This is a genomic window from Flavobacterium sp. AC267, assembly GCF_979258715.1.
Map to the genome: position 1 here is coordinate 4812192 of NZ_OZ409875.1, position 26403 is coordinate 4838594.

25 protein-coding genes and 3 pseudogenes are annotated in these 26403 nt (G+C 34.1%); 17 read left to right on the plus strand and 11 right to left on the minus strand.

All coding sequences use genetic code 11. The features are described 5' to 3' along the window. Positions 1-73: 73 nt before the first annotated feature. Complete coding sequence (locus tag ACZZ95_RS25565; RefSeq protein WP_463471239.1) at positions 74-496, minus strand: META domain-containing protein; 423 nt, start codon at positions 494-496, stop codon at positions 74-76. Between the two features lie 126 nt (positions 497-622). Then, positions 623-1399, minus strand: a complete 777-nt coding sequence (locus ACZZ95_RS25570) for an META domain-containing protein (protein ID WP_463471240.1) — start codon at positions 1397-1399, stop codon at positions 623-625. A 271-nt stretch (positions 1400-1670) separates the two neighbouring features. Between ACZZ95_RS25570 and nirB the strand changes: the two are divergent. From nirB to ACZZ95_RS25630, 12 genes and pseudogenes are all read left to right on the plus strand, one after another. Continuing rightward, positions 1671-4188: pseudogene (gene nirB / locus ACZZ95_RS25575) on the plus strand (nitrite reductase large subunit NirB). Between the two features lie 277 nt (positions 4189-4465). Continuing rightward, on the plus strand, positions 4466-4843 hold the full coding sequence (nirD, locus tag ACZZ95_RS25580; RefSeq protein ID WP_095951664.1) for a nitrite reductase small subunit NirD: 378 nt from the start codon (positions 4466-4468) through the stop codon (positions 4841-4843). A 158-nt stretch (positions 4844-5001) separates the two neighbouring features. Further along, positions 5002-5586 (plus strand): DUF4202 domain-containing protein, encoded by a 585-nt coding sequence (locus tag ACZZ95_RS25585; RefSeq protein ID WP_463471241.1) that lies wholly within the window; start codon positions 5002-5004, stop codon positions 5584-5586. 5 nt (positions 5587-5591) lie between these two features. Next, entirely contained in the window at positions 5592-7403 is a 1812-nt protein-coding gene (locus ACZZ95_RS25590; protein ID WP_463471242.1) for a sensor histidine kinase, read from the plus strand. A 1147-nt stretch (positions 7404-8550) separates the two neighbouring features. Then, entirely contained in the window at positions 8551-9210 is a 660-nt protein-coding gene (locus ACZZ95_RS25595; protein WP_095951666.1) for a response regulator transcription factor, read from the plus strand. Between the two features lie 96 nt (positions 9211-9306). Continuing rightward, positions 9307-10791 (plus strand): MFS transporter, encoded by a 1485-nt coding sequence (locus ACZZ95_RS25600; protein ID WP_463471243.1) that lies wholly within the window; start codon positions 9307-9309, stop codon positions 10789-10791. Between the two features lie 94 nt (positions 10792-10885). Further along, positions 10886-11683 (plus strand): alginate export family protein, encoded by a 798-nt coding sequence (locus ACZZ95_RS25605; RefSeq protein WP_463471244.1) that lies wholly within the window; start codon positions 10886-10888, stop codon positions 11681-11683. Next, positions 11640-12146 carry a hypothetical protein gene (locus tag ACZZ95_RS25610; protein ID WP_463471245.1) on the plus strand — a complete coding sequence of 169 codons (507 nt, stop codon included), beginning with the start codon at positions 11640-11642 and terminating at the stop codon, positions 12144-12146. Before ACZZ95_RS25605 ends, ACZZ95_RS25610 begins: the two co-directional genes overlap by 44 nt. Positions 12147-12389: 243 nt before the next feature. After that, positions 12390-12650 (plus strand): hypothetical protein, encoded by a 261-nt coding sequence (locus tag ACZZ95_RS25615; RefSeq protein ID WP_463471246.1) that lies wholly within the window; start codon positions 12390-12392, stop codon positions 12648-12650. A 197-nt stretch (positions 12651-12847) separates the two neighbouring features. Next, positions 12848-13411 carry a class I SAM-dependent methyltransferase gene (locus ACZZ95_RS25620; protein WP_463471247.1) on the plus strand — a complete coding sequence of 188 codons (564 nt, stop codon included), beginning with the start codon at positions 12848-12850 and terminating at the stop codon, positions 13409-13411. Positions 13412-13587: 176 nt separating this feature from the next. Continuing rightward, positions 13588-13821 carry a hypothetical protein gene (locus ACZZ95_RS25625; protein ID WP_095951671.1) on the plus strand — a complete coding sequence of 78 codons (234 nt, stop codon included), beginning with the start codon at positions 13588-13590 and terminating at the stop codon, positions 13819-13821. Then, positions 13821-14138: a type II toxin-antitoxin system RelE/ParE family toxin gene (locus ACZZ95_RS25630; RefSeq protein WP_463471248.1), complete on the plus strand. Its 318-nt coding sequence runs from the start codon at positions 13821-13823 to the stop codon at positions 14136-14138. The genes ACZZ95_RS25625 and ACZZ95_RS25630 overlap by 1 nt, the downstream gene beginning before the upstream one ends. A gap of 29 nt (positions 14139-14167) precedes the next feature. Here ACZZ95_RS25630 and ACZZ95_RS25635 read toward each other — a convergent pair whose 3' ends face one another. Continuing rightward, positions 14168-14872 carry a Crp/Fnr family transcriptional regulator gene (locus ACZZ95_RS25635; RefSeq protein ID WP_463471249.1) on the minus strand — a complete coding sequence of 235 codons (705 nt, stop codon included), beginning with the start codon at positions 14870-14872 and terminating at the stop codon, positions 14168-14170. Between the two features lie 170 nt (positions 14873-15042). Here ACZZ95_RS25635 and ACZZ95_RS25640 point away from each other — a divergent pair. The 5 genes and pseudogenes from ACZZ95_RS25640 (at position 15043) to ACZZ95_RS25660 (ending at position 20850) form a co-directional block, all read left to right on the plus strand. Next, positions 15043-18556, plus strand: a pseudogene (locus tag ACZZ95_RS25640) (molybdopterin-dependent oxidoreductase). Between the two features lie 117 nt (positions 18557-18673). Further along, positions 18674-19201, plus strand: coding sequence for a hypothetical protein (locus tag ACZZ95_RS25645; RefSeq protein WP_463471250.1), 528 nt, complete (start codon positions 18674-18676; stop codon positions 19199-19201). A 7-nt stretch (positions 19202-19208) separates the two neighbouring features. Beyond that, positions 19209-20105 carry a rubredoxin gene (locus ACZZ95_RS25650; protein WP_463471251.1) on the plus strand — a complete coding sequence of 299 codons (897 nt, stop codon included), beginning with the start codon at positions 19209-19211 and terminating at the stop codon, positions 20103-20105. A gap of 143 nt (positions 20106-20248) precedes the next feature. After that, positions 20249-20419, plus strand: a complete 171-nt coding sequence (locus ACZZ95_RS25655; RefSeq protein WP_463471252.1) for a hypothetical protein — start codon at positions 20249-20251, stop codon at positions 20417-20419. 164 nt (positions 20420-20583) lie between these two features. Beyond that, positions 20584-20850: a hypothetical protein gene (locus tag ACZZ95_RS25660; RefSeq protein WP_463471253.1), complete on the plus strand. Its 267-nt coding sequence runs from the start codon at positions 20584-20586 to the stop codon at positions 20848-20850. A 337-nt stretch (positions 20851-21187) separates the two neighbouring features. On the opposite strand, the pseudogene moaA reads toward ACZZ95_RS25660, so the two are convergent. From moaA to ACZZ95_RS25700, 8 genes and pseudogenes are all read right to left on the minus strand, one after another. Then, positions 21188-22195, minus strand: a pseudogene (gene moaA / locus ACZZ95_RS25665) (GTP 3',8-cyclase MoaA). After that, positions 22182-23096 (minus strand): bifunctional molybdenum cofactor biosynthesis protein MoaC/MoaB, encoded by a 915-nt coding sequence (gene moaCB, locus ACZZ95_RS25670; protein ID WP_463471254.1) that lies wholly within the window; start codon positions 23094-23096, stop codon positions 22182-22184. Before moaCB ends, moaA begins: the two are co-directional and overlap by 14 nt. Positions 23097-23105: 9 nt before the next feature. Continuing rightward, complete coding sequence (locus ACZZ95_RS25675) at positions 23106-23537, minus strand: molybdenum cofactor biosynthesis protein MoaE (RefSeq protein ID WP_463471255.1); 432 nt, start codon at positions 23535-23537, stop codon at positions 23106-23108. A gap of 140 nt (positions 23538-23677) precedes the next feature. Continuing rightward, positions 23678-24589, minus strand: a complete 912-nt coding sequence (locus ACZZ95_RS25680) for a ThiF family adenylyltransferase (protein WP_463471256.1) — start codon at positions 24587-24589, stop codon at positions 23678-23680. Between the two features lie 5 nt (positions 24590-24594). After that, positions 24595-24756 carry a ThiF family adenylyltransferase gene (locus tag ACZZ95_RS25685; protein WP_463471257.1) on the minus strand — a complete coding sequence of 54 codons (162 nt, stop codon included), beginning with the start codon at positions 24754-24756 and terminating at the stop codon, positions 24595-24597. Positions 24757-24779: 23 nt separating this feature from the next. Continuing rightward, on the minus strand, positions 24780-24923 hold the full coding sequence (locus tag ACZZ95_RS25690; RefSeq protein ID WP_463471258.1) for a MoaD/ThiS family protein: 144 nt from the start codon (positions 24921-24923) through the stop codon (positions 24780-24782). A 96-nt stretch (positions 24924-25019) separates the two neighbouring features. Continuing rightward, on the minus strand, positions 25020-25808 hold the full coding sequence (gene cobA, locus ACZZ95_RS25695) for a uroporphyrinogen-III C-methyltransferase (RefSeq protein ID WP_463471259.1): 789 nt from the start codon (positions 25806-25808) through the stop codon (positions 25020-25022). Positions 25809-25814: 6 nt separating this feature from the next. Next, complete coding sequence (locus ACZZ95_RS25700; RefSeq protein WP_095951681.1) at positions 25815-26387, minus strand: molybdenum cofactor guanylyltransferase; 573 nt, start codon at positions 26385-26387, stop codon at positions 25815-25817. Positions 26388-26403: the final 16 nt, after the last annotated feature.

The window sequence follows — 26403 nt, forward strand, 5'->3', positions numbered from 1 at the left end:
TTAAATTCCAAATACCAATTGTGTTAAAAATTAAAAAAAAAGGCTTCGAATTAATCGAAGCCTTTTGTGTGAATTAACCTTTCTTAAAAGACATTGTCAATCCAAACTGATTAGAAAGATAAAGCTTATTATTCTCAATAGAATAACCAGAAGTCGTTCTTAATAATTGTAGAAATTCAGCTTCCTTTTTTGAATCACACTTTTTAGTTTCTGAAGTAAGATTTAAAAACTGAATTTGTCCTGCACCTTTCGAAAGTAAATTTCCTTTAATAGCATTACATCCTGTTGAACCCGAAAATGCTGACGAGGTCATTTCGATTTTTGGGAATTTAGAAAAATCTTTTTCAGTAAGTACTTTTCCGTTTAAATTTTCTAGAATCCAGGTTTGCTGTAATTTCTTTTCAATTGATTTTTCAACTACAGCCGTTCCAGTTCCCGTGCTTGCCTCTTTTGTAGATTTACAGCTGTATGCTAATGATACTGCAATAAATAACATTAAAATTCTTTTAATGTAAAATAAATTATATAAGTTTTATTTTACAAAAATATTTAGTCGTTAAACCAATATTAGATACTAAAAGTTATTTTTAGACTACTATAAGACATTTTAAAAATTCAAAATTTAGTCCACTTTTTTAAAAACAACAAGTTTGGCTGATGGATTTGATAACGTCAGTCTATTATTTTCGATAGAATAAGTTGTGCTGTTTTGAAGCGCTTTTGTAAATTCTGATTCCTTGTTACCTGAAGGACAAGCCATAAGAGTAGAAATCACTTTGGTAAATCGCAATATATCTTTTTCATAATAAATTTGTCCGTTAATAGGATTACAACCGCCATAACCTGAAAACCTATTTTCAGACGAATTAATTTCTATTCGCGGAAATTCCTTTTGAAAATCGGTCGCAAAGACTTTATAACCGTTCAATTCTTCTAAAACCCAAATATAGTGAAGTCGGTAATCTGTGATGTACTTGCCGCAACCACTTAATTTTTGAAACTCTAATTCTGAATTATTTTTAATTTCGACCTTTACGCTGTAAGGCGAAATAGCTCCAGACATTGAATCTTGGCAGTCTAACTGCTGAATAGTAATTGTTGCAGAAGCCGATTCATTACTTGCTTTATACATCTTCACATTTGCATCCATAGCTTTAATTGCATCAACTGCGGGAAAAGTGATACTTTCTTTACCTGCTATTAGTGAAGTAAAAACAATTTGTTCATTCCCTATTTTAATTCCCCAAAAAGGCTCATTACCCGTTGCTTTAAAATAAAAATTCAAATCGTCTTGTGAAGTTCCAGAAGCAGAAGAGCTAGAAGTAGATTCTTTATTTCCAGCAGATTTACAACTTACTATCAAAACAGACAATAACAATATCGAGAGTATTTTTTTCATAGTATTTCTATTTTAGTAATCTGAACCATAATCAAAACATATATAAAATTCTTATGAATTTACGACAATTTTTTGAAATCCTTATTTAGAATCTTTTCAAATTTAGAAAATTTTAAATTTCTAAAATTATCGCAAAACCCGCGTTACGTATAAGATTACGACAAAATACTTAGTGTTTCTAAATATAAAACTCTAATAAAGATTAAATTTTTACGTATTTTAATAAGTATAAATACTTATATTTGCGTAGTAATACTTAATTAAAGAAATCATGATTAGAGTAATAGTAGTTGGAAACGGCATGGTTGGTTATAAATTTTGCGAAAAATTCATTGCAAAATCAGGACAGGAAAAGTATCAGATTACTGTTTTTGGTGAAGAACCAAGAAGAGCTTACGATCGCGTTCATTTAAGCGAGTACTTTGGAGGAAAAACATCAGACATTTTATCATTATCAACAAGTGAATGGTACGCTGAAAACAACATTATTCTCAATACATCAGAATTAATTACAGATATTAATCGCCAAGAAAAAACAATACATACGCATTTAGAAAAAACACATACGTACGATTACTTAGTTTTAGCAACAGGTTCTTCTGCGTTTGTACCACCAATTGACGGAGTTGAAAAAGAAGGTGTTTTTGTATACAGAACCATCGAAGATCTGGATGCAATTATGGCTTACGCTAAAAAAATAAAAATAAAAGGTGCAACTGAAGTCGCAGTTCTGGGAGGCGGGCTTTTAGGTCTTGAAGCGAGCAAAAGCCGTTAGAGATTTAGGTTTGAATCCGCATGTGGTAGAATTTGCGCTGCGTTTGATGCCGAGACAATTGGATCAGGGCGCAAGTGATATGCTTGCAATCTAAAATTGAAGAATTAAATATTGGCATTCATCTTAATAAAGTTACTCAATATATTGACGGAAAGGAAAGTATAACGGGAATGATGTTTGCAAACGACGAATTGTTAAAGGTAGACATGTTGGTAATATCTGCCGGAATTAAACCACGCGACGAACTGGCTCGAGTTTCGGGGCTTGAAGTTGGTTTAAGAGGCGGAATTGTGGTAAACAATCAAATGCAGACATCAGATCCTTCTATTTTTGCGATTGGCGAAGCCGCACTTTACAACCAAAACATTTACGGACTTGTTGCTCCAGGTTACGAAATGGCAGATGTTGTCGCTGAGCAAATTTTACAGGGTTCTAAAACCATGAGAGAAACCATTGATATGTCGACTCAATTAAAATTAATTGGTGTTGAAGTGGCAAGTTTTGGAGATCCCTTTATTGAAAATGAAAATGTAACGGCCATTATTTATGAGAATAAACTAAGCGGTATTTACAAAAGAATCAATGTTACTAAAGATTCTAAAACGCTTTTAGGAGGGATTTTAGTTGGAGATTCAAGCGATTACAATTCGCTTTTCCAGATTTACAGTAACGCAATGGCATTGCCAAAAAATCCAGAAGATTTGATTTTGGGTTCTCGCGACGGCTCTGAAGGTTCCAGTTTAGGAAGCGTTATGGATCTTCCAGATACTGCCGTAATTTGCTCTTGCGAAAATGTAACCAAAGGCGCTATCTGCTCGCTCTCTTTTAGACGAGACTTGTTCGAGCTTTTCAGATGTTGTCAAACATACAAAAGCAACTTCTGGTCACGGAGGCTGTAAACCAATGGTTTCAGATTTAGTAAAAGCTACTCAGAAATCTTTAGGAAAAGAAGTTAAAGAAGTTATCTGCGAGCATTTTAGCTACAATCGTCAGGAATTATTCGATTTGGTAAAAATCAATAAATATGAGAATTTTTATGATGTAATTGATCATCACGGAAAAGGCGACGGTTGTGAAATTTGCAAACCTGTTGTAGCTTCTATTTTCTCTAGTATTTACAACGATACGGCAAACAAACATGTAACAACACAAGATACAAACGACAGATTTTTAGCTAATATTCAACGAAATGGAACTTATTCTGTAGTGCCAAGAGTTGCCGGAGGAGAAATTACAGCAGAGAAATTAATCGTAATTGGCGAAGTTGCCAAACAATTTGATTTATATACTAAAATAACTGGAGCACAACGTGTTGATTTATTCGGTGCACATTTAAGTGATTTACCTAAAATCTGGAAAATCTTAATTGATAATGGTTTTGAAAGCGGTCACGCCTATGGAAAATCTCTTCGTGCCGTAAAAAGTCGCGTTGGAAATGCTTGGTGTCGTTACGGAATGGACGACAGCGCTGGATTTGCCATCGAATTAGAAAACAGATATAAAGGAATTCGTTCTCCGCATAAATTAAAAGGTGGTGTTTCGGCCTGCATTCGCGAATGTGCCGAAGCTCGCGGAAAAGATTTCGGATTAATCGCTGTTGAAGGCGGTTGGAATTTATATATCGCAGGAAATGGCGGTGCTAACCCAAAACACGCTGTTTTATTAGCCGAAAAAATTGACAAAGAAACCGTAATCAAATACATGGACCGTTTCTTAATGTATTACATCCGTACAGCCGGCCCGCTGATTCGAACTTCAACTTGGTTAGAAAAATTAGACGGAGGTTTAGAATATTTAAAAGAAGTAATCATCGAAGACAGCTTAGGAATCTGCGAAACATTAGAAGCCGAAATGCAGACTTTGGTTAACACTTTTGAATGCGAATGGAAACAAGTTTTAGAAAAACCAAGATTATTAAAACGTTTTAATCATTTCATTAACTCAGAAGAGAAAGACGACAATGCAGTTTTTGTGTCAGCTGAGAGATCAAAAAATGCCAAAAGCTTGGTCGTAACCAAAAATTTTAAACACATAGAGACATAGAATTATAGAACTCAAAAAAAGGCGTTTCACTTGCATAAACAAACATAGCATAGTCGCAACAAAAATTCCAGTTCCAAAGATTTTTAATTTTTAATTCTCAATTTTTAATTAAAAAAACAGCTCCAAAAAAAAGAAAAAAAATATCACAAACGTTTGCTGTCCTTCTTACCCTCTTTTTTACTGCGCCATCATAACTCTCATGATTGTAAAAAGAGGGCTAAGAAACAGGAAATCAAAACTTAATCAAAATGGAAGAAATCTTAAATCAATACGAAACAGTTCATGCAAGTGATGCAACAATCTGGTTTAAAGCTGGCAAAATCGAAGATTTTCCTACCAATCGTGGCGGCTGTATCAAATACAAAAACAAACAGATTGCGATTTTCAACTTTACCCGTCGCAACGAATGGTATGCATGTCAAAATGCTTGTCCGCACAAAATGGAAATGGTGCTTTCAAGAGGAATGACAGGATCAACAGATGATATTCCGAAAATCGCCTGCCCGATGCACAAGAAAACTTTTTCATTAGTTGATGGTTCTAACCTAAATGGAGACGATTTTAAAATTGCAACCTATCCGATAAAAGTAGTTGAAAACGAAGTGTTTGTTGGATTTGTGGATTAGAATTTTAAGATGAAAGAAGCAAGAAACAAGATGATAAAGTTTTTCAAATCTTTATTCTTTATTCTTTATTCTTTATTCTTTCATCTCCACTGCGACTTTCGACTTTCGACTTTTCTACTAATTTCCGTATCTTTGAAATTCTATTATCAAACCAACAAATGACTACACCTTTTCAAAAAGCAAGCGAATGGATTGATGCTGAAAACGCTCAGGATCCAAATATCGAACTCGATCAAAACACAGAATATCCAAAAGAATTACTCTATTCGAACAGGATGTACGATAGATTAATGCAATTTGAACCGAATGCTTCAGAAGAAATTCAGATCGCCTCAAAAGCACAGCATATCTGTCGATGGAAAGTAGCGCGCGAATCGTACCCAATGGATCGTGTTGGTTATCTAAAATGGAGAGAAGAACTGAAAAAATTCCATGCTAAAACTACCTCAGAAATTTTAGAAAAAGCAGGTTACGATCAAACTTTTATTGACCGTGTTTCATTTTTGATTGAGAAAAAATTACTTAAAAAAGATCATGAAACGCAATTACTGGAAGATGTTATTTGTTTAGTATTTTTAGAATACTACTTAGAACCTTTCGTTCAAAAACATGATGAAGAAAAACTAAAAAACATCATCAAAAAAACTTGGGACAAAATGTCTGAAAAAGGACATCAAGAAGCCTTGAAAATCAATTATTCTGAAGAAAATTTAAACCTTATAAAAGCTTCTTTAGGATTGTAACAATTATGAAAAAAAGCAATCAGGAAGTCGCAGACAAAATCACTTTCAAAAATTTACGACGCTTGTATTTTTTTGCGTCGCTTACTATTGCCTTAACTATAATTATCAGTCAGTTTTTAGTTCAATACAATCTGAATCAGCAGTTAAGCGATTCTAAAATCATAAATTTTTCGGGAAAACAGCGAATGCTGAGTCAGAAAATTGTCAAAGAAGTTCTGATTCTTCATTACGTTTCTGATACCGCTTCTGCTAAACAAATCTCCCATTTAAAAGAAGTTTTATCACTGTGGAAGAAAAACCAAAATGCACTCGAAAATGGCAGTGACAGTCTAGCTTTTCCAAAAGAAAAATCGGAAACACTTCATCAATTATATCTTGAGATAAATCCGATCTTCAATAAAATTGCAAAGACAACCGATTCTTTTTTACTTAATTTAAAGCGACAAAAACAAACTGCAGAAAATCAAAAACTGGTTCAAATTATTCTTGAAAACGAAGGTCCTTTTCTTTCAAAAATGAATCAGATTGTAACCCAATATGATCTTGAAGCGCACGAAAAAGTAACCGAACAGCGCAGAATCGAATATTGGATTTTTGGCTTCACATTGCTCGTTTTACTTTTAGAATTCTTCTTTATTTTCAAACCGACAAATAAGAAAATCGAACGATTAATAGCTAAACTTTTATCTTCAGAAAAGAAAGCTTTAAAACTAGCGTACGATACCGAAATACTGAGCGAAATCAAGGAAAACTCAGTAAAAGAATTAAAATCGCTGAATTATGCAATGGAAAATACGTTACTCTATTGCCGAATTGCGCCAGATGGTTCTATTATTCACATTGGAGAAAAATTTGCAAAACTTCTCAATTATACCAAGTTTTCATCCAATAAAAAATTCTCAGAAGTTTTAACAGTTGACGAAAAAGAGCAAACCAATTTTGACCGCCTGATCTTCGAAAAACAACGAAGCGGCTGGCAGGGCGAAATCAGTATTTTAAACAAAGAAAACGAAACTATCTGGCTAGATTTATCAATGGTTCCGGTTATGATCAAAAAAGACGAACTGGAGCTTTTAATTGTTTGCTTTAACATTACCGAACGCAAAAAAGCACAGCGCGAAGTTGAACGTTTAAACTTGGAAAACACAACCGAAAAAATCAATCAGCAAAAGATTATTTCGAGTAAAATTGTAGAAAACCAAGAAAACGAGCAAAACCGAATCGCAAAGGAAATTCACGACGGAATCGGCCAAATGCTTACAGGTTTAAAGTTTAGTTTAGAAAGCATCAATCTAGACGACAGAGAAAAATCAGAACAAAAAATTGAGTATTTAAAGAAGCTTTCGCTAGACATTATAAAAGGTGTCCGCACCGCAACTTTCAACTTGATGCCTCCAGAATTAAGCGATCACGGAATCGTTTCTTCTCTCGCAAAACTGACTCAGGAACTTTCCAAATTAACCGGAAAAGAAATCCTTTTCTATAACAAAACCGATTTTGACAAGCGATTAGATTCCCTAATCGAAATCAACATTTACCGCCTTACGCAGGAAGCCATTAACAACGCCATAAAATACGCCGAATCATCGCATATTATTGTACAGCTTTCGCACAGCGAAACGTTGTTAAGTGTTATTATCGACGATAACGGAAAAGGTTTCGATATCAATTCTGTCGACAAAAAACGAAACAGCGAATCTGGAATGGGCTTACTGTTTATGAAAGAGCGAATCCAATACATAAACGGCCGCGTTTTCATCAACTCCATCCCAGGCGAAGGAACGAGAATTACTTTTAATATCCCGATACTGAAGTAAAAATTCCAAATTTAAAATTCCAAATTCCAACCGCTTTACTCTTAGAAAGCTTTGTCAAAGTTTTAACCTTAATACAAAAAAAAAGTCCAGCTAAATATTTGTCAGGCTGAGCGAAGTCGAAGCCGACGCAAGTAACCCCACAATAAATATAAAACCTTTGTCAAAGTTTAAAAGTTTGGCAAAGTTCAAACAATCTTGTCAGGCTGAGCGAAGTCGAAGCCGACGCAAGTAACCCCACAATAAATATAAACCTTTGGCAAAGTTTAAAAGTTTGGCAAAGTTCAAACAATCTTGTCAGGCTGAGCGAAGTCGAAGCCCCCGCAAGTAACTCCACAATAAATATAAAACCTTTGACAAAAGTAGGTTCGCAGTCATACTAAATCTAAAATCTACCCTCTAAAATCTAAAATAATCAGGGCGAGACACCATCGCGACAAGAGGGCAAATTTACTTTGTCTTTATTCGCCCTCTTATCGCGACGCTGTCGGGCTGTCCGCGCTACTTCGGTAGCCTGCTCCCATCCCTCTCGCGGCAATCGTTTTCAAAAGATAGTCTAATTTATTAGATTTTCTAACAAATCAATTGCCTCCAGCTTTAGCTGGAGGTATATAAACAAGTATCAAAAGAGGCTTTAGCCAAACTTACTATTTTGGCTAAAGCCCTTGTTTTTTTAGCCACAAAAACCTCCAGCTAAAGCTGGAGGCAATTAAAACTAAACTTTGTCAAAGTTTGAAACTTTGACAAAGTTCTAATCAAAAGAACGCTTAAAATCTTAACACTGTAAATATTACATCTCAAAACCCGACAGGTTTAATAGTCGCAAAACCTTTGTCAAAGTTCTAATCATAAGAACGTTCAAAATCTTAATGCTTGCAAAAATTACATCTCGAAACCCGACAGGTTTTTAAAATCTGTCGGGTTAATAGTCGCAAACCTTTGTCAAAGTTTCAAACTTTGACAAAGGTCTTCATGCAAGACCTTTCGCAATCTTCACGTTGCAAAAATTACGTCTCTAAAAATTTAGAATTTGGAATTTCCAACATTAGAAATTTTAATATTGGAATTTAAATTTAAAAAAAGTACGTATATTAGCATCTTCTTTATAGATGAATATACGTAAAAATCCAGAATCCAAATTAAGTAAATTATGAGTAATAACATTCGTGTAGTGCTGGCAGATGATCATGTTTTTGTTCGAGACGGAATCAAATCTTTACTGGAAAACGAAGCAAACATTGAGGTTGTAGGCGAAGCAATTGACGGCGCAGATGCACTTGAAGTGGTTGCAGAAAGCAAACCTGATTTACTTATAGTAGATATTCGTATGCCAAACTTAACAGGTATCGAGGTAGTAGAAAAACTTAGAAGCGAAAATAATGACGTAAAAATCATTATGCTCTCTATGCACGAATCGGAAGAATATGTATTGAAATCTATAAAAGCAGGCGCCGACGGCTACTTACTAAAAGGTTCAAGTAAAGAAGAATTTTTAAAAGCACTACATAGCGTTTCAGCGGGAGGAAAATATTTCAGCGGTGATATTTCTTCTATTTTGATAAGCCAATTGACAAATTCAGCAACATCATTAGAACCTAAACAAAACTTAGGTGAAGAAATGATGATTACCAAAAGAGAAAAAGAAATCTTAACCCTTTTATTATCTGGCAAAGGAAATAAAGAGATCGCCGAAGCACTTGACATCAGTAAACGTACAGCCGAAGTACATCGTTTCAACTTAATGAAAAAGTTGAAAGTAAAAAACCTGATGGAACTTTCGAATAAAGCGACTGAATATTCTTTAATTTAAAATTACGTATAAATACGTAATTATTTTTCAAAAACTGCGTTTTAGCATCTTTTAACTAAGTTTTAGTACTTATTTTTACATCAAAATATAAGTACTATGAAAAATTCAAACGCACTATCGCAATCACACAAAATTTTATTTTTGAACACATTGGCTTTTACAGTGTGTTTTGCCTGTTGGACCTTAAACGGGGTATTAGTAACCTTTCTAGTCGATAACGGAATTTTCCACTGGAGTGTTGTTCAAGTTGGCTGGTCGCTTGGAATTCCAATTTTAACAGGATCCATAATGCGTTTACCAATTGGTATCCTGACAGATAAATTTGGTGGGAAATATGTTTTTTCTCTTTTATTACTGCTGAGTTCAATTCCGTTATTTCTCCTTCCCTATGCCGACAGTTTTTTTATGTTTGCATTACTTAGTTTTTTCTTCGGAATGGTCGGAACAAGTTTTGCAGTCGGAATTGGCTATACTTCAATCTGGTATCCAAAAGAATGGCAAGGTCGTGCTTTAGGAATCTTCGGAATGGGAAATGCTGGTGCCGCAATTACAACATTTTTAGCCCCTTCGTTATTAAATCACTTTTCAATCAGTGATCCACAGAATGGCTGGAAGATTCTTCCTGTAATTTATGCCGTTTCCTTAGTTGTAATCGGAGTTGCTTTTTTGATTTTCGCTCAAAACAAAAAAATCGAGAACAATACCAAAAGTGTTTCTCAAATGCTTACCCCTTTAAAATCAGCTAGAGTTTGGCGATTTGGAGCCTACTACTTTTTAGTTTTCGGCTGTTTTGTAGCGTATTCGCAATGGCTTTTACCAAATTTCATGAACGTATACCAAACCAGTTTAGTTATGGGTGGTTTATTTGCCACTATGTTTAGTCTGCCTTCTGGCGTAATCCGAGCTTTTGGAGGTTATCTCTCTGATAAATTTGGAGCCCGAAAAGTAATGTACTGGGTTTTGGGTTCTTCTGTAATTTTAAGTGCTTTATTAATGGTTCCGAAAATGGAAATCACGACTGACGGACCTGGAATATTAGCGACTAAAAAAGGAGTCGTTAATGACATCAATAACAAAACTGTAAAAGTGGGCGACAAAGAATATCCAATTATGCAAAAAGCTTCTCTTGTAAATGAAAACGCTATTTTTCCAACGACTTCAAGCTGGCAGGATGTTGTTGTTGCAAATAATCAAAATGTAGCGAAAAAGGAATTAATAGCCAAAGGAATCACAGTAATTAAATTTGATGCGAATATGTGGGTTTTTCTAGTTTTAGTAATTCTTATCGGAATTTCATGGGGAATTGGAAAAGCGGCAGTTTACAAACACATTCCAGAATATTTCCCTAATGAAGTTGGTGTTGTTGGCGGCATGGTCGGAATGATCGGTGGTTTAGGCGGTTTCTTTGGACCAATTATTTTTGGATATTTGTTAACTGCAACTGGAATATGGTCTAGTTCATGGATTTTCATTCTAATCTTCTCAATCGTATGCTTAGTCTGGATGCATTATACTATAACACAAATGACTAAGAAAAAAGAACTTACAGCAACACACTTCAAATTAGAGACAGTATCTTAATAGTGGATTAAAAAATAATTAGAAATATGATCAAAATCATATAATACAACAGCTTTTTCTTATAAATTTGCCTTCATAATTAAACCCATGAATCATGAATAAATTAAAATTAGTTATTTTATTATTGGTCGGAATAAGCTTAGAAATTCAGGCACAGGAATTAGATGTGAATCTTCAAATAAGACCTCGTTTTGAATACAGAAACGGTTACAAACAACTTTTACAGGAAGGTCAAGAAGGTACTTCACAAATTTCACAGCGTTCCCGCTTAAATTTCAATTATAAACAAGAAGATTTAATTGTAAAATTGACTTTTCAAAATACAAGAACTTGGGGAGATGTTCCTTCAACCGCCGTTGCAGATAAAAATGGAGTTGCTGTTTTTGAAGCTTGGGCACAATATAATTTTACCGAAAAATGGAGCGCCAGAATGGGACGTCAAGTTCTTTCTTATGATAATCAGCGTATTTTAGGAGAAATGGACTGGGCGCAACAAGGACAAAGCCATGATGCACTTACCGTAACTTATCAAAATGAAAAACAAAAATTAGATTTTGGAGGTGCTTATAACTCAACTGCCGAAAACGTTCTTCAGACTCCTTACACAGTTGCCAATTATAAAGCTTTACAATATGCTTGGTATCATAATCAATTTAGCACCGATTTAGGTTTGAGTTTTTTAGTTCTGAATACAGGTTATGAATATGCCAATGCAGACGCTAAATTACTAGTTGATTATAAACAAACTTTTGGTACCTACTTAACATTCAAAACAAGCAAAATAGACAGTAATTTTTGGCTTTATGGACAAACTGGAAAAAGTACAGATTTACAGGTTAGCGCTTGGAATGTCGCAGACAAACTTCGGATACCAAATAACAGAATCTTTTAAAGCTGGTTTAGGATATGAATTTCTTTCTGGAAAAAATACAAATGACGGAAGCTCTGTAATTAAATCATTTAACCCAATATTTGGAACCAACCACGGTTTTAACGGTTATATGGATTATTTTTATGTTGGAAATCACTTAAACAATGTTGGTTTACAAGATGCGTTTATCAAATTGAATTACAATGTAAATAAATGGCAGTTTGCTTTAATGCCACATATATTTTTAGTCATTGCTGATGTGGTTACGCCTGCAAATGAAAAACTAGATTCCTATTTAGGAACTGAAATTGATGCTACTTTTGGATATAACTTCAAAAAAGATATTACAGTTACAGGAGGTTATTCTCAAATGTTTGGTTCTAAAACAATGGAATTTATTAAAAACGGAGACGCCGGCCATACTAACAATTGGGCTTGGTTAATGATTTCTGTGAATCCGAGAATTTTTAGTTGGAAAAAATAGTTTTTCTTTAAAATTAACATAGATATTTTACCCTTTTCCTATTTCGGAGAAGGGTATTTTTTTTTACGTACCAAAAACTCATTATGTGGTTTAAATAGTTATATTTGAATCGATTATGAACCCCAAATTCTATCCTAATGAAACCATTTTTAAAATTATCTATGTTAACCTTTTTTGTCACTCACACTGGTATCGCTCAAAAATACAATGATGCCTTAATTTCCAAAAAATCAGAAATAAATTTTGCGAAAACACAAAAAAGAGGAATTAAAAAAAAACAACATTATTTATTATGTTGAAAATGATTTACAAACAATATCTGCCTATAAAAGAAGCAAATTGAAATGGCAGACGAATGTAATTTCTGTTTGCGGTGAACCAAAAAAAGGAGAACCTGAAATAAGATATGTAGGATATAATACAAACAAACTGCTTATCGTTATGGGAAAACATAATTTTGCAGAAATTGATGTAAATAGCGACGTAACAACACTTGTTGGCTAAGATTAAAATAGATTTAGTTAATAATTTCTGTAAATCCTAGAGTTTTTTAACTGAACAAAATTAAAGATCCAAAATTTATAAACTACCCTTTTTCAAAATATGGAAAAGGGTAATTTTTTATCAATATATTTGGTAAATGAAGAAACTTAGTTTTTATAAAAAACATCTTTGAAAAATTTAATTCAATATATAAAAACATGACCAACTGGACTCAACGATGGGACGATCGCTATAAAAGCGACGAATTTGCATACGGTGAAGAACCTAACAATTACCTAAAAGAACAAATCCAAAAACTAAATCCCGGAACGATTCTTTTTCCTGCTGAAGGCGAAGGACGAAATGCTGGATTTGCCGCAAAATTAGGCTGGAAAGCTTCGGCTTTTGATATTAGTGAAGAAGGAAAAATTAAAGCTTTAAAACTTGCTGAAGTTAACCATGTTTCAATTGATTATCAGGTTGGCGAATTAGAAACTTTAAATTTTAAAGAAGAACAATTTGATGCAATTGCTTTAATTTACGCTCATTTTCCAGCAGGAATTAAATCAACTATTCATAAACAACTGGATAAATTACTGCGTAAAAATGGTATTATTATTTTTGAAGCTTTCAGCAAAAAGCATTTGGAATATTTAATCAAAAATGAAAACGTAGGCGGACCAAAAGATATTGAATCTTTATTTTCAATCGAAGAAATTAAAGCGGATTTTCCAGATTACGAAATCATCGAATTAGAAGAAAAAGAAATCGAACTGCACTAAGGTTTATTCCATAACGGAACTGGTTCTGTGATTCGGTTTGTTGGCATGAAAAAATAAACTGCATTGGTCGCGTTAGAAGCACTGCAGTTCGTCTCTACAACACACTTTCTAAAAAACACATTAAAAAAATATTCCCTTGGAAGATAATTCGTAAATTTGAAAAAATATTCAATGTCATGGATTTACAAACTAGAAAAATAGAATTTGTACAGGAATTTTTAAAAATTCAAAGCGAAGAACTGATTTCTCAGCTAGAAAATTTATTGAAAAACAAAAGCACTGTCGATGATAATGATTTTATCAATCCAATGTCAATTAAAAAATTTAATGCTAGAATTGATCAATCAGAAGACGATTTTAAAAATGGAAGATATAAAACTACTTCTCAACTTCTAGAAAAATACAAATAATGAAATTGAAAATTGTCTGGTCGCAATTTGCAGAAAATGAAATTGATAAAATTTACAACTATTATCTTGAAAAAGCAGGAATTAGAGTCGCTAGAAAAATTATCAAAGAAATAATCTATGAACCTAACAAGCTCATAAACAATACTTTTTATACTCAAATTGAAGATCTCTTAATTGATAGAGATAACAAATATTATTATCTGGTATGCAATAATTACAAGATTATATATAGCATAGACGAAGAAAAAAAACTAATACAAATTGCAGATGTTTTTGATACAAGGCAGAATCCAGTAAAACTTAAACGCACCAAATAAAGATTAACAAGCAATAATATTTAAGAATCTTAAAAATATTTATGCTCCATAATTTCAGAACGCAATGCAGAAACTTCCAAAATCCCAATACGTTTTCCTTGTGTTTTAATTAAATCTTCCTTTTTAAGACTTGATAAAATACGTATCGCCTGCTCTTCTGTCGTTCCAGCAAAATCAGCAATTTCTTTTCGCGAAAGCTCAATATCAATTAAACCATTCACCTGCCCAAACTTGCGGTGAATATACAGCAATAAATCGATAACACGCTCGCGGACATTCATGTGTGCAATCTTTCGAATATTGTTTTCACTTTTGTTTAATTCATCGGCATAAAACAACATTAAAGCATAGGTAAATTCAGGAACATGCTGTAAAATATCTAGTATGGTTTCATTGCTAAAATTACACAATACAGTATCTTCCAATGCATAAGCGCCAATTAGATAACGCTTACTCGTTCCGAAACCCCGAAAGCCAATAATGTCTCCATTTTTTGTTAAACGAACGATCTGTTCACGGCCGTTAATTCCTGTTTTCACGGTTTTTACTTTTCCCTTACAAATAAAATAAAGTCCTTGCAAAGGCGCACCTTCCGTAATAAATCGATCTGATTTTTTACAAATTATGCTTTGCTTTTTAGAAACATACGATTTCATCTGCTCTAAATGCAAGTGCTTCTTGATAAAGCAATTTTCATTGACACAAGAATAACAAATGGTCTGCTGTTCTTTCATGAGTTCTAATTTTAGCAGATTAAAAACTAATTGGTTGTTCCTCATTTAATTTCATCAAAAATAGAAAAATAAATTCAAAAATTAAGTATTAATACGTAAAAATACTTATTTTTGTATACGTGATTTATCTAGATTCACAAATCCAATAGTAAGTATCAAAAAGAAATGTAATGCAAAACACCAAAATCAAAACTACCTGTTCGTATTGCGGCGTTGGCTGTGGCATCATTGTTACCAACGATTCTAAAAACGGAGTAATGGTCGAAGGCGACAAAGATCATCCTGTAAACAAAGGAATGTTGTGTTCTAAAGGAATGAATCTGCATTATGTAGTCAATGATACTTCCGACCGAATTTTATATCCTGAAATGCGCGGCAGTAAAAATTATCCGCTGGAACGTGTAAGCTGGGATACCGCGATTGACCGTGCGGCAGCTGTTTTTTCTTCTATCATAAAAAAACATGGACCAGACAGCGTTGGTTTTTATATTTCGGGCCAATGTTTAACAGAGGAATATTACTTGGTCAATAAACTCGTAAAAGGTTTTTTGAAAACCAATAACATCGATACCAATTCCAGACTCTGCATGAGTTCTGCAGTTGTAGGTTATAAAAAAACTTTTGGAGAAGATTCAGTTCCAATTGCTTATGATGATATTGAATTGGCCGACACTTTTTTAATTACAGGCGCTAATCCCGCTTGGTGTCACCCAATTCTGTTTAGACGACTTGAAAAACACAAAGAGAAAAATCCTAAAATAAAAATCATTTGTATTGATCCGCGACGCACAGATACTGCCGCTTTCGCCGATTTACATTTACAAATTATTCCAGGTTCTGATATTATCTTATATCATGCAATAGCCAAACGTATTATCGAAAGAGGCTACGTAGATCATGATTTTGTAAAAAACAATGCTGAAAACTTTAAACAATACAAAGACTTAGTTTTAAGTACTTCATTAGAAAAAGCTTCAAAACTTTGTGGTATTCCAGTAAATGATATTAAGCTTGCCGATATTATCGGAAAAGCAAAAGGTTTTATTTCGCTTTGGGCGATGGGTTTAAACCAAAGTGCGGTTGGCGTTGATAAAAATACCGCTTTACTGAATTTGTCTTTATTAACAGGTCAAGTTGGAAAACCAGGTTCTGGACCATTTTCTTTAACAGGTCAGCCGAATGCAATGGGCGGACGCGAAGTTGGGGGAATGGCAACACTTTTGGCAACTCATAAAGACATTGCTAATCCTGCGCATCGTAAAGAAGTTGCCGATTTTTGGGGCGTTGACGAAATCTCAGATAAACCAGGTTTAACAGCTACAGAAATGTTTGAAGCTTTAGAATCGGGAAAAATGAAAGCCGTCTGGATTATTTGTACCAATCCGCTAGTGAGTTTACCAGATTCCAGAAGAATTGAAAAAGCACTTCAAAATGCAAAATTTGTTGTTGTTCAAGATATTTCGCATAATGCAGATACGGCAAAATTTGCCGATTTACTTTTACCCGCCGCAGGATGGCTGGAAAAAGAAGGAACGATGACCAATTCAGAACGTCGTATTTCATATCTGCCAAAAGGAATCAATGCGCCTGGCGAAGCGCTTCCAGATGTTGAAATCTTAATTCGCTTCGCTAAAAAAATGAATTTCAACGGATTCAATTTTAATAGTGCCGAAGAAATTTACAAGGAACATTGTGCGCTTACCAAAGGCACCAACATCGATATTTCCTTTTTAAATTACAATCGTTTAAAATATGAAGGTACTTTTCAATGGCCGGTTCCAGATTACGGACATCCCGGAACACCGAGATTGTTTACCGACAAAAAATTCTATACGCCTTCAGGAAAAGCCATTTTTAATTTACCTGTTTCTATTGAAAATACTTCGGTACAGCCCAATGCCGAATTTCCATTTATTTTGACCACAGGAAGAATTCGCGATCAATGGCACACGATGACCAAAACGGGAAAAGTATCTAGATTGTTAACCCATATTCCAAGTCCAGTTTTAGAAATAAATCCGATTGATGCATTTAAAAATGAAATTAAAAATGGCGACATTGTTACCGTTACCAGCAAAAACGGGGAAGTTCGCGTAAAAGCAAAAGTTACAGATTCTATTAAAGAAAAAGTAGTTTTCCTGCCGATGCACTGGGGAAAACAACTCGAAAATGATTTAAACCGAACTAACAATCTAACGAATACAGTTGTAGATCCCGTTTCAAAAGAACCTGATTTTAAATACACAACCGTCTCGATAACCAAATATGTAAAACCGTTTCAGAAAATTGCAATCGTTGGTGCCGGCGCGGCTTCGTTTCGTTTTATTCAAAATTATCGTGAATTCAATTCAACCGATGAAATTATTGTTTTTTCGAATGAAGTAAATCCGTTTTACAATCGTGTTTTGCTTCCAGAATATATGACAGGCGAGTTTACCTGGGAACAATTATTAAAAGTAAAAGACGGCGAAACTTTTAATAAACTTAAAATCACGATGAAAACGGGAATTTCTATTGACAAAATAGATTCCAAATTAAAAACTATAACAGACAGTCAAGGTGAAATTCACACTTTCGATTCTTTGATTCTCGCCACTGGAAGTCGTCCGTTTGTTCCAGAAAATGCACAGCTTCATCTTCCCGGCCGATTTACCGTAAGACGAAAAGAAGATGCAGATCGTTTAAAAAAACATTTGGACAGCACCAATCTCCCACCCGAAGAAAAACATGTTGTTATTATTGGTGGCGGCTTATTAGGTTTAGAATTGGTCATGACTCTGAAACATAAAAAAGTAAAAACTACTATTATTCAAAGGGCATCTCGATTGATGGAACGTCAGCTTGACCGAATTTCCAGTAAATTATTGGCAGAAGAAGTACAGCTTCGCGATATTCAGATTTATTTTGATAATGAAGTGAGTACTGTATTTGAAACTGATAATCCGAATGAAATTGAAATTGCTTTAAAGAGTGGTAAAATCATAACCGCAAATGCAATCGTTTATACGATTGGAACAATTCCAAATATCGAAATTGCAAGAGAAAGTGGACTTGCGTGCGGACGTGGTGTAAAAGTGAACCAGTATCTGCAAACCTCAAATCCAGATATTTTTGCCATTGGCGAAATAGCAGAATTCAATAATAAACTTTTCGGAATCACTTCTGCAAGCAGAAGAACAAGCCGATATTCTGGCCAACTTTTTAGCTGGTGACATCAGCAGTTATTATAAAGGCTCGATTTTAATGAATATTTTAAAATTAGAAGATATAAACCTATGCAGTATTGGCGATATTACAATTCCAGAAAATGACGATTCGTATGAAGAAATTGTCTTTTCTGATTTGAAAAAACGTTATTATAAAAAGTGCATTGTCAAAGATGATCTTTTGGTGGGAGCAATTTTAATGGGAGATAAAAATGAGTTTGCCGAATTCAAAACGATGATTGAAAGCAAAATCGAATTATCTGACAAACGAAATTTATTATTGCGTGGAAGTTCCAATGCGAAACCCGTTTTAGGCAAATTAGTTTGTTCCTGCAGTCAGGTTGGCGCAGGAAACATCGAAGAAACAATCAAAAGCAGCGTAAATGATTTTACTGATTTGTGTAAAAACACAGGTGCAGGTTTAGGATGTGGCGACTGTAAAACAGAGGTGAAGGAGATATTGGCAAAATGTAGATAGTTTCCAGTCACAGTCTCAGTTTTCAGTGAATCCGTAAACTACGACTGAGACTGAGACTGAGACTGAGACTGTGACTGTAAACTGAGACTGTAAACTGAGACTAAAAACTAAAAAAAAATGGAACTAACAAGATTAATAGTAAAAGGAGGCGTTATTTCGCCGGGAGAATTACGTGAAGTAGTTAATATCGCCCTGCAAGAAGGTTTAGATTCCATTTCTTTTGGTTCGAGACAAGACATTATTTTTCCTAAAGGTTTTAAATCTTTGGATAAAACAATTTTAGGTAAACATCATTTTGTCTATCCAGATCAACAAAGCGGTAACAATATTGTTTCTTCTTATGTCTCGACAGATATATTTAGAAATACCAATTGGCTAACTGGAAATCGTTTTTTATATGTTTTAGAAGAATTTAAAGAACAGCCTAAACTAAAAGTCAATATAACTGATCCAAAACAACAGCTTGTTCCGTTATTTACGGGGCATATAAACTTTATTGCTTCAGAACATGAAGATTATTGGTATTTGTATATCCGTCTTCCAAAATGGGAAAAAATGGAAGTTTATCCTGTTCTAATTTACAGTTGGGATCTAGCCAAGGTCTATTACGAAATAGAAAAAATAGCGAGCAGAAACCTCTATTGATATCGAAATGCTTTTTACATTGGTAAGTGAAGCACTAGACACCAACAGCCGGACAATCGACAAACCTTTACATATTCCCTTTTATCCTTTTCCGTATTACGAAGGAATGAACCGAATGGGAATTGATCAATATTGGCTGGGATTGTATTGGCGAAATAATTTATATGATTTAGATTTCTTGAAAGAAATGTGTGATTTATGTTTTGAATGCAAAATTGGAAAAATTTGTATTACACCATGGAAATCGTTCATTATAAAAGGAATTCCGAAAGATCGAAAACTAGAATGGGAAAAGTTCTTAGGTAAAAGAGGAATCAACGTTCGTCATTCTTTATTAGAACTAAACTGGCATTTACCAGTTGCAATGGAATGGGCTTTGAATCTTAAAACATTTTTGGTTCGTACGCTGGATCAATTTGACATCAGTACATACGGATTGAATTTTGGGATTTCTGAATACAATCGCGACGGACATTATTTTACTTCGATTGTAATCGAAAAGAACGAACTTCCTGTTGCTTTAGAATCAATTAAAATCAGAGATACTTACAATGTTTTATCTGCTAAAAATTTCGACCCAAATACACGAGAATATATTGTGCATTCTCAAGATATCGACAAGCTTGAGCTTCCAACAATTCTTATTGAATTAAGCCGAAAATATTTTGAAGAACTGGGGAATGCAACAACAGAAACTACTAAAAACACGCAGAAAAAAGAAAAAACACAATTGGATATTTATCAATGTCAAGAATGTTTAACACTATATAAATCAGAATACGGCGATGAAACTCAAGGCATTCCTAAAGGTCTTTTATTTGAGAATCTTCCAGATACTTATTGTCGCTCTTTATGCGAAGCACCAAAAAGCAATTTCATGATTCTAGAGCTAGTGAAACAATAATATTTTCTAATAAAAGCTTAACATTTACGTATTTAAAAATTATGTATATTTAGCTTAGCTAAGAATTAGACGAGAAAGCATTATACCCTAAATGCTATTATATTTCTCAGCACCAAGCTATTTTACTCAATAAAAATACAGTTATGATAAAACGAAATCCAAGTACTCCTGCTGTAAATACCACTGATATTCCAGCAGAAACAGTCGTAGAAAACACGACAGAGATACAACCAGAAGCCAAAACAATAGTTAAAAGAACAACAAGAACTGCTTCAAAAACACCTGCTCGCAAAAGCTCCAGCGACTACGGTTAAGCCTGTTGCAAAAACACCTGTAAAAGCAAGCAACCAAAGGAACACCCAGAGCTACTGTAAAAAAGGCAACCACAACACCTTTAATAACAGAACCTATTGTTTCTGAAATTGTAGAAATTCAAACAAATGACATTCCAGTTCCTTTTGAAGAAAACAAACCAATTGTGACCATCGAAAAAATTGGAAAAAACAAAAAGAACGATATAAAATCAAAGCTGAAAGCTAAACTTAAAGCTAAAAAAGAGAAGGAAAAGAAAAGAGAAAAAGCGATTAAAGCTGTTATCAAAAAATTGGAAAAAGCCAAGAAAGCAAAACTAAAAGAGGCTGAAAAGAAAAAAGAAAAAGCTAAAAAAGAAAAGGCAAAAAAAGCTAAAAAAGCAGATGAAAAGAAAGCTAAGTCTAAGAAAAAAGCAAAAGCTAAAAAGAAGTGATAATATTTGGAAAAGGTTTGACTGTAAAAAGTTGAACCTTTTTTAGTTTCCAAAAGTTCTTGAAAGGGATGAATATAACAATAGGTATAATCGTCGTGAGATTGCTTCGTTCCTCTTAAGGACAATCTGTACGTATTAACTTTGTCAAAGTTTAAAACTTTGACAAAGTTCTGTAACCACAAAGTTTGTCATTCTTAACAAAACGATACGCTTAAAGGCTTCGACTTCGCTCAGCCAGACAATCGATATGTCACCCTGAGCGAAGTCGAAGGGCTTTATAGTGATGCATCAACAATCAACAATCAACAATCAACAATCAAAAATCAACAATCAATTCTCATCCCCCAATCGCGATCATACTGCGATTATCAAAGTGTTTTGCGGGATCATCCATTTCATCAATGGTAACCATTCCTGCTCTTACTTTCTTTTTATTTTGAATGGATTCTGAAATCAAATCCGTTATAGATTCTCCATTTCTAAAAGGCGTTAAAAGATCGGTTTCTGAATTGGAAAAAAGGCAGTTTTTAATTTTTCCGTCTGCCGTCAAGCGGATTCTATTGCGACTGTCACAAAACGGATTGGTAATGGAACTTATAATTCCGAAATCACCTTGGAAACCCTTTATTTTATAAGTTCTCGCTGTGAAGTTTTTCTCGTCTTCCAGTTTTTGAATTTCCGCTACGCAAAAGTATTTCCAACCAAAGATAAAATCTCATCTTGCGAAACCATTTTACTTCTGTCCCACTCGTTTCCGGCAAAAGGCATAAATTCAATAAATCGAACTGAAATTGGCAGAAACTGTGTTAGTTTGACAAAATCAACAATTTCGTTATTATTAAAACCTTTCATCAAAACCACATTTACTTTTACATTAAAATTATGATTTAGAAGTAAATGCAAATTATCTATTACTTTCTGAAACTGATTTCGAAGCGTTATTGTGTGAAATTTAGATGCAACAAGAGTGTCTAAACTCAAATTGATTTTTTTAATTTTAAACTGCTTTAAAACCTCTATATGACGGTCGATCAAAATTCCGTTTGTTGTGATGGAAAGAGAAATATCAAGAGAAGCTAATTTTGCGATTATTTCTGGGAAATCCTTTCGCAAAAGTGGTTCTCCGCCCGTTAATCTAATTTTATCAACACCATTTTGTGCAAAAGTCTGAGCGATACCAAAAATCTCTTCGGCTGTCATTAAGCTGGCTTTTGGAGAAAGCACAATTCCGTCAGCCGGCATGCAGTACGTACAACGCAGATTGCATTTTTCCAGCAGCCGAAATGCGTAAATAGTTGTGTTTACGCCCAAAACCATCCGTCAAAATAGTGTTAGAGGCTGTCATGATTTTTTCCTTTTAAAATATGAAAGACGTGCATTACATGCGGAAAAACAGCGTCCATCGATTCTCTCACTCCATTTGTTGATCCTGGCAAAGCCAAAACCAGACTTTTACCCAATGTTCCTGCAACACTTCTCGAAAGCATCGCGTATGGCATTCTTTGTTGTCCGTAATCGCGAATTGCTTCTTCGATTCCTGGAATTCTGCTTTCTAAAATTGGAGAAAGCGCTTCAGGCGTTACATCTCTCGGCGATAAGCCAGTTCCTCCTGTAAAAATTACTAACTGATTTTCTTTAGCGAAAGCTTTTGTTTTTTCCTGAATAATATCCAATTCATCTGGAATGATTTCATAATGAGAAGTTTCAATCCCATAAGAATCCAGTTTCTCAACAATAACTTTTCCAGATCGATCTTCCTTATCGCCCGCAAAAATCGAATCGGAACATACGAAAACAGCAGCTTTTATCGCAGTAGGGAATTTATTTTTGAAAGACGATTTACCGCCTTCTTTATTTATTAATTTAATTGTTGAAATTTCGATTTCTTTATCAATTGGTTTCAACATATCATACATGGTCAGTGCCACGATTGATGCGCCATGCATCGCTTCAACTTCAACTCCAGTTTTGTAAACTGTTTTTACATTGAAGATAATTTGAATCTCTAAACCTTCAATTTTATATTCAACCGAAGTAAATTCAATTGGAATTGGGTGGCAGTCCGGAATCGATAAATGCGTATTTTTAACTGCAAACAATCCAGCGGTTTTTGCCATTTCAAGCACATTCCCTTTCGGAACTAAATTATTCACTACAGCATCAATTGTTTCTTGTCGACTGACTTTTACAATTGCGGTTGCGGTTGCTTTTCTTAATGTGCTTATTTTATGCGTAATATCTACCATTATATTTTTTTAGGTATTTTGTTTCCAAGTGAATGTATCGTTTTCAAACATTTCCTTACCAAAAATAGGCACATCGGTTTTTATCCAGTTTACAATTGCTTCTGTGGCTTCATAAACTTGTTTGCGTCGCGTTGCCGAAACAAAAACGAATAAACAGATTTCGCCCGCTTTTACAACGCCCAGACTGTGATAAATATGCATACAGATTAAATCGAATTTAGCGAATGCCTTTTCTCGAATTGCATGCAAAGCTTCATTTGCCATATCCGTATAAGCAGAATAATCAATTGCTACCACAGTATTATCGTGAATTACATCGGCACGAACTTGTCCTAAAAAAATATTGTGCGCTCCAATCGTATATTTGGATTGGTGTTTGGCGATTGACTCGGCTATAAATTCAGGAGCAATTGGCCCTTCTACAAATACATTTTTACTCATTTTTTATGTTTTTTTGCCACTGATTACACATACTAAAAGCTTTTTTTGTCAGGCTGAGCAGAGTCGAAGCCTGATTGCAATTGGCATGCCATTCGACTTCGCTCAGGGTGACAATCTAACTTATAATCTTTTTAATCTGGCTATAAATTTATCTCAGTTACTAATAATTGCTTCATTATCAAAGCACCTCCAGCAATACTTTTTATATTTTTAAACTGTTGTTTTTGAAGTAATTCTACTGCAATCTTACTTCTGATTCCAGACTGGCAAAAAATATAAATCGTTTGGTTTTTATCCAATTTTTTAATTTCATTTTCCAAATTCATTAATGGAATCTGAATTTGATTTTTTAAACTAATTTTAGGCGACTCATCAATATTTCTAACATCTAAAAAAAGAACCTCATCATTATTAATTTCATCCAAAATCGATTCAAATTTCACTTCTTGAACCTCTTCTTCGTTGGTATTATATTTTTGATCAAAAGTTTCTTTATTCATTAAAAGAACGTTATTTTTATCGAAATCATATTTTTGCTGTTCGTTAGTCAGAATATTATAAACCAATATTTTACCGCTTAAAACTTCCCCTATTCCCAAAATCATTTTTAGTACTTCATTCGCTTGAAGCATTCCAATAATTCCAACCGAAATTCCTATTACACCAGCATCTTCACAATTCAACGCATTATTATTTTCGTCTGGATACAAACATCTGTAAGTTGGTCCGTTTTTATAATTAAAAACCGAAACTTGCCCTTGAAATCTAAAAATCGATCCATAAACCATTGGTTTATTCGCCACAAGACAAGCATCGTTTATTAAATATTTAATCGAAATATTATCTGTTGCATCTACAATAATATCATATTTTTCAAATAACGAAATGGCATTTTCTCCAGATAATTTTTCCGCGAAAGCGTTTACTATTATCGAAGGATTCAATTCAAGAATCATCAGTTTGGCTTCTTCTGCCTTCGATTTTCCAACTGCCGCAGTTTTATAAATCACCTGTCTGTGCAGATTCGAAACTTCAATACGATCATCATCCACAATTCCTATTTCGCCAACTCCTGCTGCATGACCAAATAAGGCAAAATAGCAACTCCCAAACCGCCGGCACCAATAACCAAAACTTTAGCTTTTGATAATTTGTACTGACCTTCCTCTCCTATTTCTGGAAGAATTATTTGGCGGTTATATCGGTTTGATGCATTCATAAGTTAATTTTTATCCTCCTGCGTTATCCTCCTGCGAAAGGCGGTAACAAAGCCACAATATCACTAGTTTGCAATTTATAATCTATTGCTTTTGAAACTAATTTTTGATTTACAGCTACACTAAAAGAAAGCGATTCAAATTGGTATTTTTCGTCTAAATCACGCAACAAATCCTGCAGCCGAAACTTCGGCGAAAGCCACTTTTTCAAACTCACATTTTGTCTTTTCAGCAACAGCTCCAAAATATTTAACCTCAATCATTTTTATAAATTTAAATTCTGAAAAATGAATTCATCTTCAAAATGTTCCTGAAAATAGGAAATCCAGCTTGAAGTATTTCTAACCACTTCGCCAATTACAATAATAGCAGGCGATGAAATGTTTTTCTCCGATACCAATTTAGTGATTGTATTGATAGTACCAATTACTTTTTGTTCTGAATTTTTTGTTCCGTTTTGAATAATCGCAATTGGAAGATCATCATTTCTGTTTTCCTGATAAATAGAGATTATCTCGTCTAATTTATGCATTCCCATTAAAATAACTACGGTCGCGACCGATTTTGAAGCCAAATGAACATCTTTTGATAATTTATGATCGGAAGTTGTTCCAGTGATAACCCAAAAACTTTCTGCCACTTTTCGTTGTGTCAAACTAATCCCAACTGAAGCAGGAACTCCCAGCGCAGAAGAAATTCCAGGAACAATAGCGGTTTCAATTCCAAATTCTTCTGCAAACTCGATTTCTTCGCTTCCTCTTCCAAAAACAAATGGATCGCCGCCTTTTAAACGTACCACATGTCCGTGACTTTTTGCCATCGAAACAATTAAATCATTAATCTGATCTTGCGTATAAGCGTGACACCCTAAACGTTTTCCAACAAAAACGATTTCGGCGTTTGATGCATATTCTAATAATTCTTCGTTTACCAAAGCATCGTACAAAACTACATCGGCACTTTTTAAAGCTTTAATCGCTTTCATCGTAATCAGCTCAACATCTCCCGGACCTGCGCCAACAATCGTCAATTTTGGTGTTTTTAAGTTTTGCATAATCATTTAACTTAAATTGATATTCAGATCATTTAATTCGTCTGCCGAATTAATATTGGTTAAAGGAAAGTTTTCACTTTCTTCTATATTGATAATTTGATGTGGTAATTTAGCCAGCAAATCCATCATTTTTAATTGATTAGAATCGATTGCTTCTTTAATTACGGGAACAATATTTTTAGAATAAATTCCAATTAAAGGATGTGTTTTACTTTCGGAAGCAAAAATTGTAATACCTGCTTCTTTAGTATGTTTTGAAATTAATTCCTGTAATAATTCGGTTGAAATTAACGGAATATCACAGCTTAAAATCAGATTGAATTCGGTTTCAGAATGTGATAATGCAGTGTAAATTCCACCCAGCGGACCTTTATCTACAATTAAATCTGGAATTTTTTCATACTGCAGATAATCGTATTCTTTAGATGCTGTAATAATCTTTATTTGATCTGTAATTGGCAGAATGGCCTGAATTATATGCTCTATGAATGGTTTATCCTGAAACAAAACCAATCCTTTTTCTGACTGCATTCTGGAGCTTTTTCCACCGCAAAGAATAAATACTGTTAGTGTTTCCATAGTTTTTTTTGTTTCA

What these genes read in the sequence shown, in the direction of transcription:
- ACZZ95_RS25625 (WP_095951671.1), top strand. Translation starts at nt 13,588, where the DNA reads ATGGATTTACAAACTAGAAAAATAGAATTTGTACAGGAATTTTTAAAA.
- ACZZ95_RS25675 (WP_463471255.1), bottom strand. Translation starts at nt 23,537, where the DNA reads ATGAGTAAAAATGTATTTGTAGAAGGGCCAATTGCTCCTGAATTTATA.
- cobA (WP_463471259.1), bottom strand. Translation starts at nt 25,808, where the DNA reads ATGCAAAACTTAAAAACACCAAAATTGACGATTGTTGGCGCAGGTCCG.
- ACZZ95_RS25630 (WP_463471248.1), top strand. Translation starts at nt 13,821, where the DNA reads ATGAAATTGAAAATTGTCTGGTCGCAATTTGCAGAAAATGAAATTGAT.
- ACZZ95_RS25570 (WP_463471240.1), bottom strand. Translation starts at nt 1,399, where the DNA reads ATGAAAAAAATACTCTCGATATTGTTATTGTCTGTTTTGATAGTAAGT.
- ACZZ95_RS25635 (WP_463471249.1), bottom strand. Translation starts at nt 14,872, where the DNA reads ATGAAAGAACAGCAGACCATTTGTTATTCTTGTGTCAATGAAAATTGC.
- ACZZ95_RS25600 (WP_463471243.1), top strand. Translation starts at nt 9,307, where the DNA reads ATGAAAAATTCAAACGCACTATCGCAATCACACAAAATTTTATTTTTG.
- ACZZ95_RS25700 (WP_095951681.1), bottom strand. Translation starts at nt 26,387, where the DNA reads ATGGAAACACTAACAGTATTTATTCTTTGCGGTGGAAAAAGCTCCAGA.
- nirD (WP_095951664.1), top strand. Translation starts at nt 4,466, where the DNA reads ATGGAAGAAATCTTAAATCAATACGAAACAGTTCATGCAAGTGATGCA.
- ACZZ95_RS25590 (WP_463471242.1), top strand. Translation starts at nt 5,592, where the DNA reads ATGAAAAAAAGCAATCAGGAAGTCGCAGACAAAATCACTTTCAAAAAT.
- ACZZ95_RS25645 (WP_463471250.1), top strand. Translation starts at nt 18,674, where the DNA reads ATGGAACTAACAAGATTAATAGTAAAAGGAGGCGTTATTTCGCCGGGA.
- ACZZ95_RS25565 (WP_463471239.1), bottom strand. Translation starts at nt 496, where the DNA reads ATGTTATTTATTGCAGTATCATTAGCATACAGCTGTAAATCTACAAAA.
- ACZZ95_RS25685 (WP_463471257.1), bottom strand. Translation starts at nt 24,756, where the DNA reads ATGAATGCATCAAACCGATATAACCGCCAAATAATTCTTCCAGAAATA.
- ACZZ95_RS25605 (WP_463471244.1), top strand. Translation starts at nt 10,886, where the DNA reads ATGAATAAATTAAAATTAGTTATTTTATTATTGGTCGGAATAAGCTTA.
- ACZZ95_RS25585 (WP_463471241.1), top strand. Translation starts at nt 5,002, where the DNA reads ATGACTACACCTTTTCAAAAAGCAAGCGAATGGATTGATGCTGAAAAC.
- ACZZ95_RS25650 (WP_463471251.1), top strand. Translation starts at nt 19,209, where the DNA reads ATGCTTTTTACATTGGTAAGTGAAGCACTAGACACCAACAGCCGGACA.
- ACZZ95_RS25595 (WP_095951666.1), top strand. Translation starts at nt 8,551, where the DNA reads ATGAGTAATAACATTCGTGTAGTGCTGGCAGATGATCATGTTTTTGTT.
- ACZZ95_RS25620 (WP_463471247.1), top strand. Translation starts at nt 12,848, where the DNA reads ATGACCAACTGGACTCAACGATGGGACGATCGCTATAAAAGCGACGAA.
- ACZZ95_RS25610 (WP_463471245.1), top strand. Translation starts at nt 11,640, where the DNA reads ATGTCGCAGACAAACTTCGGATACCAAATAACAGAATCTTTTAAAGCT.
- ACZZ95_RS25655 (WP_463471252.1), top strand. Translation starts at nt 20,249, where the DNA reads ATGATAAAACGAAATCCAAGTACTCCTGCTGTAAATACCACTGATATT.
- moaCB (WP_463471254.1), bottom strand. Translation starts at nt 23,096, where the DNA reads ATGGTAGATATTACGCATAAAATAAGCACATTAAGAAAAGCAACCGCA.